The sequence below is a fragment of the Corynebacterium casei LMG S-19264 genome (assembly GCF_000550785.1).
GTDB classification, from domain to species: Bacteria; Actinomycetota; Actinomycetes; order Mycobacteriales; family Mycobacteriaceae; genus Corynebacterium; species Corynebacterium casei.
The window spans coordinates 2,851,392-2,865,813 of sequence record NZ_CP004350.1 but is presented as its reverse complement, the minus strand read 5'-3'; the positions used below and the strand labels follow the sequence as shown (position 1 = coordinate 2,865,813).

Here is a 14,422-nt window from a genome sequence, read left to right as displayed (position 1 = left end):
GCTTATTACCCACCATGAAGATCCTCCTGTTGTGCTGGCGCGACTCCACCCACCCCCAAGGCGGCGGTTCAGAACGCTACCTCGAACGCGTCGGGGAGTATCTAGTATCCCACGGCCACGAGGTAGTTTTTCGCACCTCAGGGCACATGAATGCCGCACGCACGGAAGTGCGCAACGGTGTCACCTACTCCCGTGGCGGCGCTAAATACAGCGTATATCCTAAAGCCCTGGCGCTGATTGCCGCCGGGCGTTTCGGCGTTGGCCCCTTGCGCGGCTTTGATGCTGTGGTGGATACCCAAAATGGCATTCCTTTCTTTGCGCGCCTGGTTGCGGGCAAACCCACGGTGCTGTTAACACACCACTGCCACCGCGAAGTCTGGCCGGTTGCCGGGCGCATTATTGGCCCACTCGGCTGGTTCCTGGAATCCAAGGTCGCGCCCTGGGTGTACCGCGACGCTGAAACCGTGACGGTGTCTGAAGCCTCGCGCACGGACCTGGCGGAGCTGGGGGTGCCGGGCGCACACATCATCGAAAACGGCGTGGATCCCATCCCGGAGCACATTCCGATCATTGAGCGTGAGACTCCCATTCACCTGGTCACGCTGTCACGGCTGGTGCCCTATAAGCAGATTGAGCATGCTATTGATACGGTCGCGCAGCTTTCCGATGCAACTCTAGACGTCATCGGCACCGGCTGGTGGGAATCTGAACTCCATGCCTATGCGCGCGCACGTGGGGTGATGGACAAGGTGTTTTTCCACGGGCAGGTCACGGAAGATTACAAGCATGCGCTGTTGGCGCGGGCTGATATTCATCTGATGCCTTCGCGCAAAGAAGGCTGGGGTTTGGCCGTGATGGAAGCCGCCCAGCATGGCGTTCCCACCATCGGTTATTCTTTTGGGCTGCGCGATAGCGTGCTGAATAACAAGACGGGCTTGTTGGTTGCTGATGAGAAGGAGTTCGCGGCGGCAACCCGGCGGCTGATTGCCGATGCCCCGCTGCGCCGCGAACTGGGGGAAGCAGCACGCGAGTTTGCGCTTAAGTTCTCATGGGATTCGACCGGCGCCCGCTTTGAACAGTTGCTGCGAAAGCTAACCCAGCAATAATTGGTCCAAGCATCCAGGCGGTGGTCAAAATCCACGGCGTGCGATAAGAACCGGCGGACGTTTCAGCGATGATTTCTTCATCTTCCACGACCACGCCGATGCCTAGGTCTTCTAGAGCTTTCAGGTCTTCATCTTCCCAGGCTGTCATCGCGGCCTGCCAGCGTGGGCTGGGCAGATCGACTGCTTGCCCATCAACGCTGAGGCTGCCTGATTCCACCTTGTTGACGACCTTGGAATAAGGGTCGATGACCAGGCGGCCATCGACTTCCACCAGCGTATCGCGGTCAACAAAGAGCACATCGCGCCCGGCGATGAATTTAATCAGCGCCTCATCCACTATCTGTGCGTTGGTACCGCGCAGCGAGGACAGCGAGTTTGCCGCGTCCGGGGTCTGTAAGATGACGCAGCCCAGGGCGATTGCCGCTGCCACGGTTTGTTTCGCAGGAAGGTGCCCCAACGCCGCGATGTAAAACGGCAGCGCCAGCATGAGCAGCTTTTGGCTATCGCGCACAAGCCCCGCGCCGGGGATGTACTCCAGTGCCCAGGCCATGCCGGTTGGCCACAGCCAAGCCAGGGTTGCCAGGCCAAGGCCGGCGGCTGCCAGGATCATGAGACGTTTGGGAACAAAACGGGCGCCGATGAGCACGCAGGCAAACACACCAAGACCAAAGAGCGCGAAACCTAAGTGCCGGGATTCCGGGACGGCCTCCGCATTCCAGATTCCGCCCAAGCCCAAGATGGCGCCGAAGGTTCCCACGGCTTCCTCCGCGCGCGGGGCAAAAGCCTCAGCGGCGGCGTGGGCATTCATTTCTTGCCCGCCGCGGAAGGTGGCTATGAGCCCCGGGATGGCCCAGGGCAAAGTGTAAAAAACGCCGAGACCTAAGGTGATAAGCCGGTGGCGGTTAAGACATACCAGTGCCACCACCAGGGCAATGAGCGCGCCGGTGGGGGTGAGCGAGGCAAGGAACATCAAAAGCCAGACCACCAGTGCCTGGCCGGACAGCGCTGCGGCGGCAATCAGTGGCAAAAGCCATGCGGCGATGACCACGGACCAATGTCCTTGCAACAGCCTTTCGATGACAAACGGGTTGCACACCGCCAACCCAATCGCAGCGAGCGAGGGAAACAGTTCCTTGTTGCTGAGCCACCATGCGCCATAAGCCGCGCCGCACGCGGTGAGCACCATGAGTGCTTTGACGACGATGGTGGCGGGCATAATCATCCCGATGATAGCCAGGAAACCATCTTGGGGTGCGTTGCGCGCAAAGAGGTCTCCGCCGCCGAAGTTGGCCGCGGTCATGCCCGGTGAATCCAGCACCAGCATGTCACGCCAGGCAAGTTGCCCGCCGAAGAGAAAAGGCCACACTACGGCCAAGACTGCTGCCGCCGCAAAGGCGGTACAAATCAGCCTATTGCGCACGCTGCCTGCTAAAACGCCACGCGCAGATGAGCAGCAGTACCGCGCCCACAATCGCGAGCGCCCAGCCTAAAATGGTGGCTACTTGCACGCCCAGCACGGTGTTTTTCACCTTGTCCAGCTCCGCCTGGGAAGAAGCCTCGTCCCAGGAAATGTCGGTGGAAAACAAGGTGCGCTCACCGGTTGGTTCCGCGATGTGCGACTGCGCCAGGTAAATCTGCATCTTCTCATTGACATCAATCACGCGTCCCGTGGTGGGTTCAACCCGTACGGTGCGTTCGAAGGCGTAATACGGCTTGAGGTTTACTTCCTCATCGGCGTCTAGATTGATGCGCGCTAGCTCTTCATCGGAGTAAAAGTCGCCGGCGCGGCCCGGGAAGGTCTGGTCATCAAAGATGTCGGAGATATTGATGCCGTGGCGTTTTTGATAGAAGGAATAAGTGGGGATGCCATCAATTTCTTCATCGGTGAGGTAATCAATCGGCTCCGATTTCTGCATCACGGTGTCGAAATAAGGGTAGGAACGCTGCTCGGTCTGGGACGGGAAGAAGTAATCAATACCGTCAATTTCCGCGCCCTCAGCGTTGAGCACCGCGCCGCCGTGAACCGTGAATTCTTGGCTGGTATCGGAATCCGCCATTGGATACGCCGATTCGCGGTTGAGCAGCGCTGATTGCTCAATAGCAGCAATCTGCTCACCATCTAAGGTGACTGAAATATCGCTTTTCGCATGGGCCGCGGCATCATCCACATCCGTCTTTGCGGTGGTGGAGTGCCTGTCAATCTCCAGCTGTTTGGTCTCAACAACGCACTTGAGGCCGTCCTCGCAGCCATCGCCAGCCGCATAGGCGTCCCAATCGGCAACCTGTGCCTCAGCTGGGCCCATGGATACGGAGATGTCTTCTTTGAGCGAAAGTGGACGCGTGCGCTGCGTAAACAGTGCCGGGGCGACGGCACCAACAATCAAGCACACCAGTGCAATGATGGCGGTGAGCTTCAAAGAAGATTGGGTACGTAGCATTTAAGGAATATTGTCCAATTCAAACTCAAGGAGGTGATAACGATTAGTACTTTACCGCAGCACCTGCCAGCCCTAGACGGTATCCGCGCGGTAGCCGCGCTGGGAATCGTTGTCACCCACGTTTCTTTCCAAACCGGCACCGGCTGGGCATTCGCCGAGCGCTTTGATTACTTTGTGGCTGTCTTCTTCGCCCTGTCCGCTTTCGTGCTGTGGCGCCGCCCGCTCAATGAGCACTACTACCGCAACCGCGTTGCCCGCATCGCGCCCGCGTACCTGGTTTGCGTCATCGCGGTGATTTTACTGTTCCCAGATGCGCGCAGCATGGACATTTGGCAGATTCTCACCAACTTAACCTCCACGCAGATTTACATCGCGGATGGTCTCGCGCCGGGGCTAACCCACCTGTGGTCGCTGTGCGTAGAAATCACTTTCTACCTCGCGCTACCGCTCATTGCTTTCGCACTGCAGGGCCTTGGCCGCGTTCAGCGCATCGCTGCGATTCTGGGTGCTGCCGTGCTGTCCTATGGCTGGCCCTGGCTGCCCTTCGTCGCGGCATTTGATGGCGAGGGCATCAACTTTCAGATCTGGCCGGCATCCTATATTTCCTGGTTTGCCGTGGGCATGCTCGCCGCCGAATTCGAGGGCAAAGTAAAAATACCCACCTGGGTGCGTCCCATCGCGTGGGCGCTCGCCACGGCAATCATGTGGGTGGCCTCGCGCGAATGGTTCGGGCCACAGGGCCTAGTTCACCCGGAGCCAGATGAATTCAACCGCCGCATCCTCGCTGGTGCAGCTTTCGCCGCGTGCATCGTTGTGCCTTATGCCCTGGGCGGGCCGAGCAAGATATTGGAAAGCCCGACCTGGCAGTTTCTGGGCAAGATTTCCTATTCCATCTTCCTCTGGCACGTTGCGGTCCTGGGGCTGATGTTCCCGTTGACAGGAATCTCGCTATTCTCCGGGCACTTCACCATCATCTTTATCCTCACCGTCGCATTCACCATCGCGGTGTCATATGCCTGCTATGAACTGGTGGAAGAGCCCGCCCGGCGCTATTTCCGAGGCAAGAAGAGACAAGCCACAGCAGCCGCGGTCAGGGAGACCACTAGGAGCGAGTCGCCCGCATAGCCTTCCGATGGCCACGGCGCCCGCGCCAACATCGCCCCCGCCATGAGCATCAGCGCGGGGCTGAGATATTCAGCTTTCAAGTTGGTCCAGCGCAGCACCGCCCACATGGCTAGTGCTACCGGAGCGAAGACCCAATTGGCCAAGCCCAGGGCAATGATTCCCACCAGCCACGGGGAGCCCATTGGCATCTGCGCATTCTCGCCGCGCAACCGGCTGGTGAATGCGCAGATCACAAGCGTTGCAATGCCTATCAGACCGCCAATGATTAGCCATGCGCGGTAGAGACCATCGGCTTCATGTTCCATCCGGAACTCGCCGGCAATACCGGGCGGAATAACAAAAGCTTGGCTCGCTGCATCAATTTCCACAGGCTCTAGTTCTACGTCACCGAGGTATCCGCGCAGCCCAGAGTTAAACGCCCGGCCGGCGTTGAGAATCCGCTCCGAATCAGCCGCAGCAATGTCCCGGCCGGTTGCTTCATAGGCGACCTGCTGCGGTTCAGCAGTCAGGCTCACCCACTGCGCGCGCGTCTCAAGCCTGTGCGTGCCCTTATCCAACGCGATGGTGTCGCCGGGGGCGTAGGAGGAGGCATCGATAAGCACCTGCTCGCGGTCAGCATCCAAGGTCACCGTCATATCGCGCGGCGCGGTGAACTCGCGAATGATAATGCCGGTGTCCAGGAACAAGCGCTGGAAAATAAACTGCTGCACATCCGGTGAGGTATCCGGCACCGTGACCACGCGCTTGGCTTGCTCAACCTCAGCAATGCCGACGCGTTCTGTGAGCTCCACGCGGATGGCTTCGGTCGGCCCACCCGGCACCGTGATGGTGCGCGGGGTGTTTGCCTCTAGCCGCGCGGTGACTTTTGCGCCATCCGCGCCGTGGATTTCTACCTCGGTGCTGCGCGTTGCGGTTAGCGTGATTTCCGGCGTGGGGAAGTCGCCGTCGAGCTGCAGCCAGCCGGTGTGTCCTGGGGCGGGCCACCAGGCGGTTTCGGGGTTGTCATCGGCAGCCGCGGTCAGTGATCGCGCCGGGTTGGCGCCGCCGAAGGCAGAAGCATCGCTTGCCGATGACTCCGCCGACAACCTCACATCCCCCTCCTTCACGGTGGTCAGCGGCCCAGCGCTCGGGTAGTCCCGGGCAGTGTTATTGGAAGTAGATTCATCACCCGGCGCCATCTGCGCACTAGCCGCGCCATCGAGCGTGCCGAAGTTTCTATCCACCAACGCCGGGGTATCGGTGACAACCTTCGCGTTTTCTTCAACTAATTTGCGCGGTCCAGGCGTGCCGAGCATGTCCAGCAGCGCCAAGATTTCCCCGCCACCGGCGACGGTGGTGGGCTGGTTGTCAGCAATGAGCATGTCCGGTTGCGACTCCAAGAGGATGACGTCGACGTCGCCGAAGGTATGCACCTCGCCGGGCAGTTCCTCCGGATCGAATTCAGTGAAGGAATTCTCCAGGTCATGGCGATAGATAACCGCGCCGATGCCAAGGCGCTGCAAGGCCTTTGCGCCCTGCGCGGGGTCGTAACGCAGCACATCCATGATGCCGTCGAGCCCGCGAATAGATTCCGCAGGAATCAGCGGGATGGCATCCCGGAAAGCCAGCGGAGTATCCACCAGTGGTTGGGCTGGTTCATCGCGCGTCCAACCCCAATCCTGGCGCGCGAAAGACGCCTGCGGTGCAATCAGCGTGCGGGTGTCCTGCGCGTTGTCATTAATAAAGTCCGCGGCCTCTTGCCAATAATGCGGTACTTCTTCATAAGCGCCCTTTGGCAGCAGCCGGCCCGTCCACGCCGGCGCGGTGCTGGTCAGAACCACCAAAACCACCAGAATGGCCGCCGCCATTTTCCGCGTGGCAAGCTTGTACACCGCCAACGTGAGACCCAGTGCCAAGGGCAGGCGCACCAACGGATCAAACTTGTGCAGGTTGCGCATAAACGCGCCGGCACCATCCAGAAAATCCAGGTAGACGCCCAAGTGCGTGCCCATAATCGCGATGCCAATGAGCGACATCGCCGTCCATACCTTGGGCAGGCGCGTGAGCCCCGCCAAACCCACAGCAGCAACTGCGCAGGTGGCGAGGATGAACAGCGGCTGGCTGGTCAACAGCGAACCAGCCTGGCGCTCAGTATCCACAAAGGTGGACCAGCTGGTCGCCCCGCGCAGCAACTCCGGCAGGTTAAGCCAGCGCGTGGTCACAAAAGCGGATTCAATATAGTCCGTGAAAGCCGGGGCGTACTTACCAAGAATGAGCAGCGGGCCAATCCACCACGCACTAACCAGCGCGCAGCCAAGCAGCCACAGCCCGAGAGCTTTGAACTGTTTGCGGTAGAGCAACACAATCGCGGCCGGCACACACGCGGCCAGGGTCGCGGTGGCATTGATCGCGCCCATGCACGCCACCGGCACCACTGCCGCTGCAACATGGCGCCAAGAAATGCGCTGCACCAAAAACGGTGCCACCACCCAGGGTGCGAGCATAACCGGCCAGGTCTCAGAAGAAATCGCCGTTAGCGTCGTCAACGCCCGGGGACTCAGTGCATATACCAGCCCGCCCAGAACCAACCACGCAGGCGAAACACTGAAAACCTTGCGGGCTACAACCACAAAACCGGAAAATCCAACGACTAAAACAATGCTCCACCAGGCGCGCTGCGCTACCCAATCGGGCAGAAAATCAGTGGCAAGAAAAAACGCGCCCTGGGGAAACAGATAGCCATAGGCTTGGTTCTGCAGCTGGCCCAAAGTGAAATTATCGGAATAAGCAGAAAAAGCACCCGCTAAAAACCCAGACGGGTCCGCGGCCAAATCATGTTTAGTATCAGCAGCCGTTAAACCAAAAGGCTGCGCGAACGCCGCAAGGGCACAGATAACCCACCCGATGACGTGGACATACAACTATCCGCGGGATCCGTATTCGGGGCTGCCCAACAGGGCTTTATCGGCAGGCACTGCATGACCTGCCGGAACTGTGTCCTGCCCGGAGAACTGTGCAACGCCAATGATGGTGACAACCCCCAGGGCAATGCCCACGACGACTGAGCCAATGGCCGGTCCGATGGTGCGTGGCATAGATCTATTCCTTATTCGAAGTACTCTGGGTCATCATCAACATCTTCATCATCCTTCTCAGGAGGGACGATGAACACTGGGCGGCCGGCGTGGCGCACAATGTGCTCTGCCGTGGAATTATTCCACCAACCGCGAAAGCCCTTGAGGGCGCGGGTGCCGGTGACAATAATATCGACATCCAACTCATCAGCGGCGTCAACAATAGCAGAAGCAATGGTGGTAGCCGATTCCACCAAATGCGCGCGGCCGGCAAGACCCAAATCTTCAGCCACCTTCACGCCCTCGCGGCAAATAGCCAAAGCCTCTTCATAGGCCGGATCATCTTCGACTGCTTCCGGCTCCATCGCGGCCTGCTGCAAGCCAGTGCGCGTGACCACGCGAGCCGCCTGACGCGCAACCGGTTCCCACGCCGTGAGGATTTCCACGGTGCCAGGTTGCAAGAAACGTGCAGCGTATTCCATGGCGCGCACAGCTCTATCGGAACCGTCGTAGGCGATCAGCATGGTTTGTGCATTATTCATGCTCACAATTGTAACCATCCTATTCGCCAAATTGGGGCAGTTGCGGCACACTAGACAACCGATGAAAAGGTTAGTTGGAATTGTTCTCGCCACAGGGCTGCTCTCAGCATGCGCACAGCCTGCCGATGCACCCCGTGTCACCTCCTCCAGCGCGCCCGAAACAACAACGACAACCACAACCACCACAACTTCTGAAGCGCCGGAGCCGGAACCAGTGGATGTGCGCACACAGGTAGCAAGCATGCTCATGCCCGGCGTGGTCAATTATGGCGACGCTAAAGCCAAGCTTGATGCCGGTGTCGGCGGAATCTTTATCACCAGCTGGGCAGACCCGGCTTTGCTGTATCAACTGCACGGGTTGCGCGAAGAAGTGGGCAGGCCCTTTGACGTCGCCATCGACTTTGAAGGCGGGCGCGTGCAGCGCTTCTCGCACATTCTGGGCGAGCATCCGTCTCCCAGAGATTTAGCCGCGACCATGACCTTGGACGAGGTGGAAGCGAAAGGCGCGGAAATCGGGCAAACCTTGCGCGCCCATGGCATCACCGTGGACTTTGCGCCCGTCATTGATGTCGACGGCGGCGGGCTGGAAGTAGTCGGAGACCGTTCCTTTTCTGAAGACCCCCGCCTGGCCGGAGACTATGGTGCGGCCTTTGCCCGCGGCCTGGAAAGCGCCGGCGTCAAAGCAGTGTTCAAACACTATCCCGGCCACGGGCGCGCCTCCGGCGACACGCACCTGGGTGAGGCAGTTACCCCAGCCCTACCGGACATGTTTGGCCATGACCTGATTCCTTTTGAAGAGGCTTTCGCCCAGGCGCCGGAAGCCGCCGTGATGGTCGGGCACATGGTCGTTCCCGGGCTCGGCGACGGCACTACGCCTGCAAGTTTGAACAATCACGCCTATGGATTGCTGCGCAGCCATCACAACTTCAATGGTCTTGCCTACACTGATGACTTAACTGGTATGGCTGCCATATCCAATACCATGAGCATTGAACAAGCCGTGCCGGCTGCCCTGGCGGCGGGCGCTGACCAGGCACTATGGTCATCGGCAAGTGATATTAATGCAGTCATTGACGCCTGTGTTTATGCAGTAGAAACCGGCCAAATCCACCCATATCGCCTGGAATCTGGGGCGCAGAGAGTGCAGCACAGGTTGGATAGCATTCAATAAGCCATTACTCTAAAGGCTGTGAAGAAAGCTGGGACAGGGAAAAAGTGGGCCATTATCGCCGGGCTCCTCGTGGGCCTTTTGGTGATCTTAGGCGTTGCCTATGCACTCGACGTTGTCAGTGGCAAGGGCAAACTTCCACGCAAGACTTCGGTCGGTGGCGTGGATATTTCGCGTATGGAGCCGGCGGCGGCCATCGATAAGCTGCAAAGCGAGCTTGGTAGCGCGACCACCGAGCCTGTCTCCGTGACCGCCGGTGAGCGCACCGCGGAATTTATCCCTGAGCAGGCCGGCATGTCCCTGGACTTTGAAACTGCCGTCAATTCTATCCCCGAGGCGTCCATGAACCCGTTCTCCCGTCTGGCGGCGTTTGTGGGCAGCCCGAATGAGATTGACGTTGACGCTGATGTTGATGCTCAAGCCCTGGAACCTGTGATTAACCGCCTTGAAGGCGAGCTGTCCTTTGATGCCACCGACGGCCAAGTCGCGATCGAGGAAGGCGAAGTCCGCACCGTTGATGCAGTCTTGGGCCAGGGCGTGGACCGCGCCCAGCTGGAAGAAAATGTGACCAGCAACTGGTTGGACCCAGAAGGCGTTGAGGTAGAGCCAATTGAGGTCGAGCCAGCCATTACCCAGGACAAGGTTGATGAGTTCGCCGACGGTCCGGCTAAGGCCGCACTCAACGGGGCTTTGGAGCTCAAGGGCCGAAGTGACGTCACCGCTACCTTGGACGAGGAAGTAATTTCCAGCTTCGTTGCAGTAGAGCGGGTTGAAGACAACCTCGAGTTGGCCATTAACACCGAGCACGCACAAGAGCTTTTCGATGCCACCTTGGCCGACACCGAAACCGAAATGCAGAACGCGCAGATCTCTTTTGCCTCCGGCTCCATGCAGGTCACTCCGCACTCCGATGGTGAGATCATCGATTGGGAAACCACCCTGGACGGCTTTGACAAGCGCGTTGTGGGCGAGGAGCCACGCGAGTGGGAAGCCGCTTATGAGGACGAGGAAGCAACCTTTACCACTGAGCAGGCACAGAATGCTTCCTTCGACCAGACCGTGGGCGAGTTCACCACTTCCGGCTACTCCGCTGCGTCTGGGCGCAACATTGAACTGACCGCGCAGATGGTCAACGGTGCTGTGGTTTCACCCGGCGATACCTTCTCTTTGAACGGCTACACCGGCCCCCGCGGTACCGCACAGGGCTTTGTGGAATCCGGCATCATCATTGACGGCCACGCCGGCACTGCCGTGGGCGGCGGCATCTCCCAATTCGCGACAACTTTGTACAATGCTTCCTACTTTGGAGGCATGACCGATGTTGCGCATACCCCGCACTCTTATTACATCTCCCGCTACCCAGCGGGCCGCGAGGCAACCGTCTACGAAGGAGCGATTGACCTGCAGTTTAAGAATGACTCTGATTACCCCGTGCAGATTGTCACCAGCGTCGGTGGCGGCAGCGTCACCGTGAAACTCATGGGCGTGAAGACCGTGGACGTGGAATCCGTCAACAACGGCCGTTGGGCACCAACCTCCCCGCACCGCATGGAACTTACCGGCGATGACTGCTCACCTTCCGGCGGCGCACCAGGGTTTACCACCTCTGACACCCGAATTATTCGCGACCTCAACGGCAACGAAATGAACCGCGAAACAACCACCACTGTGTATGACCCACAGCCGATTGTTACCTGCAGTTAGGGTAAAATTTGGAGCCGGCGACGAGAATCGAACTCGCACTCTCAGCTTGGGAAGCTGATGTTCTACCACTAAACTACGCCGGCACGTTGAACAAAAGATAGTCTACACCGAGGCCAAAACGGCCAGAAAATAGGAGGGCCGTTGTGCTTCTATCCGATAAGGACATCCGGGATGCCATCGACAACGGACGTCTAGGTATTGAACCTTTTGCCCCGGAGCTTATCCAGCCATCCAGCGTGGATGTGCGCATTGATAAGTACTTCCGCGTCTTCAACAACTCCAAGTACACCCACATTGACCCGAAGCTGGAAATGCCGGACCTGACCACCGAGGTCGAAGTGCCCGAAGATGAACCTTTCGTGCTGCACCCCGGCGAATTCGTGCTGGCTGCAACTCTGGAAAAGTTCACCCTGCCCAATGACCTGGCTGGTCGACTGGAGGGCAAGTCTTCCCTTGGCCGCCTGGGCCTGCTCACGCACTCCACCGCGGGCTTTATTGACCCGGGCTTTTCCGGCCACATCACCCTGGAACTGTCGAATGTGGCGAACCTGCCCATCACCTTGTGGCCCGGCATGAAAGTCGGCCAGATGGCGATGTTTAAGATGAGCTCGCCAGCCGAAGTCCCTTATGGCTCCGGCGCACTGGGTTCGAAGTACCAAGGTCAGCGCGGGCCTACGCCGTCGAAGTCCTACCTGAATTTCCAATAGAGTTAATCATCGGTTCAACTTGGGTCACTAGGCTGATTTCTTATGCGAATGACAGTCTTTGGTACCGGGTATTTAGGCGCAACTCACGCAGCATGCATGGCCGAACTAGGCCATGAAGTGCTCGGCGTGGACGTGGATGAAAGCAAGATTGAGGCGCTGTCATCCGGCCAGGTTCCCTTCTATGAACCTGGCCTGCCAGAGGTATTAGAGCGCAATTTGGAATCCGGACGCCTGAGCTTTTCGACGAACTACTCTAAAGCCGCAGAATTCGCCCACGTGCACTTCTTGGGCGTGGGTACCCCGCAGCGCCATGGTTCTTATGCCGCAGATATGACCTATGTGCGCGCGGTGATTGAAGAGTTAGTACCGCTTTTGCAGGGTGAGCACGTGATTTTCGGTAAGTCCACTGTTCCTGTCGGCACGGCTGCGGAATTGCAAGAGTTGGCAGATTCTTTGTGTGCTGAAGGTACTTCCGTGGAGATTGCATGGAACCCAGAGTTTCTGCGCGAGGGCTACGCGGTCAAAGACACGATTACCCCGGACCGGATTGTGCTGGGCGTGCGCGCTGGCGAAAGTAGAGCTGAAGAACTTGCGCGTGAAGTTTATGCGCAGCCGCTGTCCCACAACACTCCCTTCTTGGTTACTGACCTGCAGACCGCGGAGCTGGTAAAGGTCTCTGCGAATGCTTTTCTGGCCACCAAGATTTCTTTTATCAACGCAGTGTCAGAGATTTGCGAGATTGCCGGCGGCGACGTTGTCGCCCTCGCCGACGCAATTGGCCACGATGACCGCATCGGCCGCAAATTCCTAGGAGCAGGCCTCGGATTTGGCGGCGGCTGTCTTCCCAAAGACATCCGTGCGTTTATGGCCCGTGCCGGCGAGCTCGGTGCAGACCAAGCCCTGACTTTCCTGCGCGAGGTGGACGCAATTAACATGCGCCGCCGCGACCGCATGGTGGACTTAGCCAAGAAAGCCTTCGCTGGCTCCCTGCTCGGCCACCGCGTGACCGTGCTGGGCTGTGCCTTCAAGCCGAATTCAGATGACGTGCGCGATTCCCCCGCACTGTCCGTGGCAGGCTCGCTCTCCCTGGGTGGCGCCGCTGTAACCGTCTATGACCCGCAAGGCATGGACAATGCGCGCAAGGTCTTCCCAACCCTCGGCTACGCCGAGAGCGTCTCTGAAGCACTTCGTGATGCGGAACTGGTTATCCTGGCCACCGAATGGCAAGAATTCCGCGACCTTGACCCTGCAGAGGTGGGCAAGCTCGTGGCGCGCAAGCACATTATTGATGGACGTAACGTCCTCGACGTCGCTTCTTGGAATGACGCGGGGTGGATCGTGGAGGCTCTGGGTCGGACCTTGACACAGTAAGCGCCGCAATCAGCGTGGTCAGCGGCACCGCAAGTGTTAGCGCAATCGCGCCCACGCCCGAGCGCAAAAGCTCTGTGACCACAATTTCGGAGCTCAACGTGCTGGCGATTGTTCTATCTGCCGCCGAAATCAGAATCAGCAGCGGCAAACTTGCGCCTGTATACGTCAACACCAGCGTGTAGACCATCGACGCGATGTGGTCACGCCCCACCTTCATGGCGGAGACAAACAGCTCCCATACGCTGGCTTCCGGCTGCGCATAGGCCAGCTCATTGACCGTCGAGGCCTGCGCAATAGCCACGTCATTCAAACTGCCCAGCGCGCCGACCACGAATCCGCACAGCAAAATGCCCACGATGGATACGCCGGGGACGTAGAGAAGTAGTTTGAGATTGGAGTCATCGGAAAGCCCTTGCAACGAGGCCGAGTCAATCGCTGCCCACGCGAGAAAGCCTGCCAAGCCCAAGGCTATGAGCACGCCACCCAACGAGGACGCGGCTTTCCAGTTAATACCGTGCACCAGCGGCACGGCCACAAACACAATCGCAGCGCACGCCACCAGAGCTAAGAGCAGGGGATTAGTGCCGGCCATCAGGCCTGGCACGAGGAAGATAAACACTACGCCGAGACTGTATGCCAGGCCGATGAGCGCGCGTAGACCCTGCCACGCAGCAATCGCGATAATGACAATCGCCGCAATCACACCCCACAGCAGCAGGTTGCCGGTGCGCTCATAATCAGCAAAGGAGTACAAAGCGCCGTCGGTTTCAGACATGACAATGCGCTCGCCTTCTGCAAGCTCCGGCTCACCCGCGATGCCATAGTGCACCAGCTGGGTGAAATCACCGTCATCAAACTCCACCAGGGCGCGCGTGCAGTCACCGCCATCACCAGCAGGAATCAGCGGCGCCGTCTCCGTGCGCGTGCCCGTGAGCCCCGAGTCGCACAGATGGTTGTCTATTTTGACCACGGTGCCAGGAACTTGCGGTTGATTAAACGGGAAATCCTCGCCCGCTTTGGTCGCCGCACTAGGCCACAACGAGACAAGTCCCACCAGCGTTATGATGCCTGCCAGAGCCAACATGGCCAGCAAGCCCTTCCGCCAATTATTCATACACATACTCTAGCCTGCGGGTTAACAAATCCGGCGTAGAGTTATCCACAGGTTCGAGGGAAAAATTCTTTTTCCTGTTGGCAGGGCTGTGCGC

At 58.9% G+C, this 14,422-nt stretch carries 12 protein-coding genes and 1 tRNA gene; 6 read left to right on the top strand and 7 right to left on the bottom strand.

Annotated elements, in window-relative coordinates:
* Positions 1-14: 14 nt before the first annotated feature.
* Positions 15-1,106: a glycosyltransferase family 4 protein gene (locus tag CCASEI_RS13065; protein ID WP_025388225.1), complete on the top strand. Its 1,092-nt coding sequence runs from the start codon at positions 15-17 to the stop codon at positions 1,104-1,106.
* Here CCASEI_RS13065 and CCASEI_RS13060 read toward each other — a convergent pair.
* Entirely contained in the window at positions 1,039-2,526 is a 1,488-nt protein-coding gene (locus tag CCASEI_RS13060; RefSeq protein ID WP_025388224.1) for a hypothetical protein, read from the bottom strand. The genes CCASEI_RS13065 and CCASEI_RS13060 overlap by 68 nt on opposite strands.
* Positions 2,516-3,544: a porin PorA family protein gene (locus CCASEI_RS13055; RefSeq protein WP_025388223.1), complete on the bottom strand. Its 1,029-nt coding sequence runs from the start codon at positions 3,542-3,544 to the stop codon at positions 2,516-2,518. The genes CCASEI_RS13060 and CCASEI_RS13055 overlap by 11 nt, the downstream gene beginning before the upstream one ends.
* 33 nt (positions 3,545-3,577) lie before the next feature.
* Between CCASEI_RS13055 and CCASEI_RS13050 the strand changes: the two genes are divergently transcribed.
* The gene (locus tag CCASEI_RS13050) at positions 3,578-4,669 is read left to right on the top strand and encodes an acyltransferase family protein (protein ID WP_038574779.1); all 1,092 of its coding nucleotides are present in this window, start codon (positions 3,578-3,580) and stop codon (positions 4,667-4,669) included.
* Here CCASEI_RS13050 and CCASEI_RS13045 read toward each other — a convergent pair.
* From CCASEI_RS13045 to CCASEI_RS13040, 3 genes are read right to left on the bottom strand one after another with little or no spacing between them, the layout of a single operon-like run.
* Positions 4,594-7,569 (bottom strand): alpha-(1->3)-arabinofuranosyltransferase domain-containing protein, encoded by a 2,976-nt coding sequence (locus CCASEI_RS13045; protein WP_006822561.1) that lies wholly within the window; start codon positions 7,567-7,569, stop codon positions 4,594-4,596. The genes CCASEI_RS13050 and CCASEI_RS13045 overlap by 76 nt on opposite strands.
* Complete coding sequence (locus CCASEI_RS14855; protein ID WP_006822562.1) at positions 7,570-7,743, bottom strand: DUF2613 domain-containing protein; 174 nt, start codon at positions 7,741-7,743, stop codon at positions 7,570-7,572.
* Between the two features lie 11 nt (positions 7,744-7,754).
* A complete protein-coding gene (locus CCASEI_RS13040) occupies positions 7,755-8,264 on the bottom strand; it encodes a universal stress protein (RefSeq protein ID WP_006822563.1) in 510 nt (169 codons plus the stop codon).
* Positions 8,265-8,325: 61 nt separating this feature from the next.
* Between CCASEI_RS13040 and CCASEI_RS13035 the strand changes: the two genes are divergently transcribed.
* Entirely contained in the window at positions 8,326-9,435 is a 1,110-nt protein-coding gene (locus CCASEI_RS13035; protein ID WP_006822564.1) for a glycoside hydrolase family 3 N-terminal domain-containing protein, read from the top strand.
* An 18-nt stretch (positions 9,436-9,453) separates the two neighbouring features.
* Positions 9,454-11,136 carry a VanW family protein gene (locus CCASEI_RS13030; protein WP_025388222.1) on the top strand — a complete coding sequence of 561 codons (1,683 nt, stop codon included), beginning with the start codon at positions 9,454-9,456 and terminating at the stop codon, positions 11,134-11,136.
* 9 nt (positions 11,137-11,145) lie between these two features.
* Here the strand turns inward: CCASEI_RS13030 and CCASEI_RS13025 are convergent.
* Positions 11,146-11,219 (bottom strand) — tRNA-Gly (locus CCASEI_RS13025).
* 60 nt (positions 11,220-11,279) lie between these two features.
* Between CCASEI_RS13025 and dcd the strand changes: the two genes are divergently transcribed.
* Both dcd and CCASEI_RS13015 read left to right on the top strand, forming a co-directional pair.
* Positions 11,280-11,843, top strand: a complete 564-nt coding sequence (gene dcd, locus CCASEI_RS13020) for a dCTP deaminase (protein WP_006822566.1) — start codon at positions 11,280-11,282, stop codon at positions 11,841-11,843.
* A 42-nt stretch (positions 11,844-11,885) separates the two neighbouring features.
* Positions 11,886-13,214: a UDP-glucose dehydrogenase family protein gene (locus tag CCASEI_RS13015; RefSeq protein WP_006822567.1), complete on the top strand. Its 1,329-nt coding sequence runs from the start codon at positions 11,886-11,888 to the stop codon at positions 13,212-13,214.
* On the opposite strand, the gene CCASEI_RS13010 is transcribed toward CCASEI_RS13015, so the two are convergent.
* A complete protein-coding gene (locus tag CCASEI_RS13010; protein ID WP_051461220.1) occupies positions 13,126-14,328 on the bottom strand; it encodes a YibE/F family protein in 1,203 nt (400 codons plus the stop codon). The two genes, CCASEI_RS13015 and CCASEI_RS13010, sit on opposite strands and share 89 nt — an antisense overlap.
* Positions 14,329-14,422: the final 94 nt, after the last annotated feature.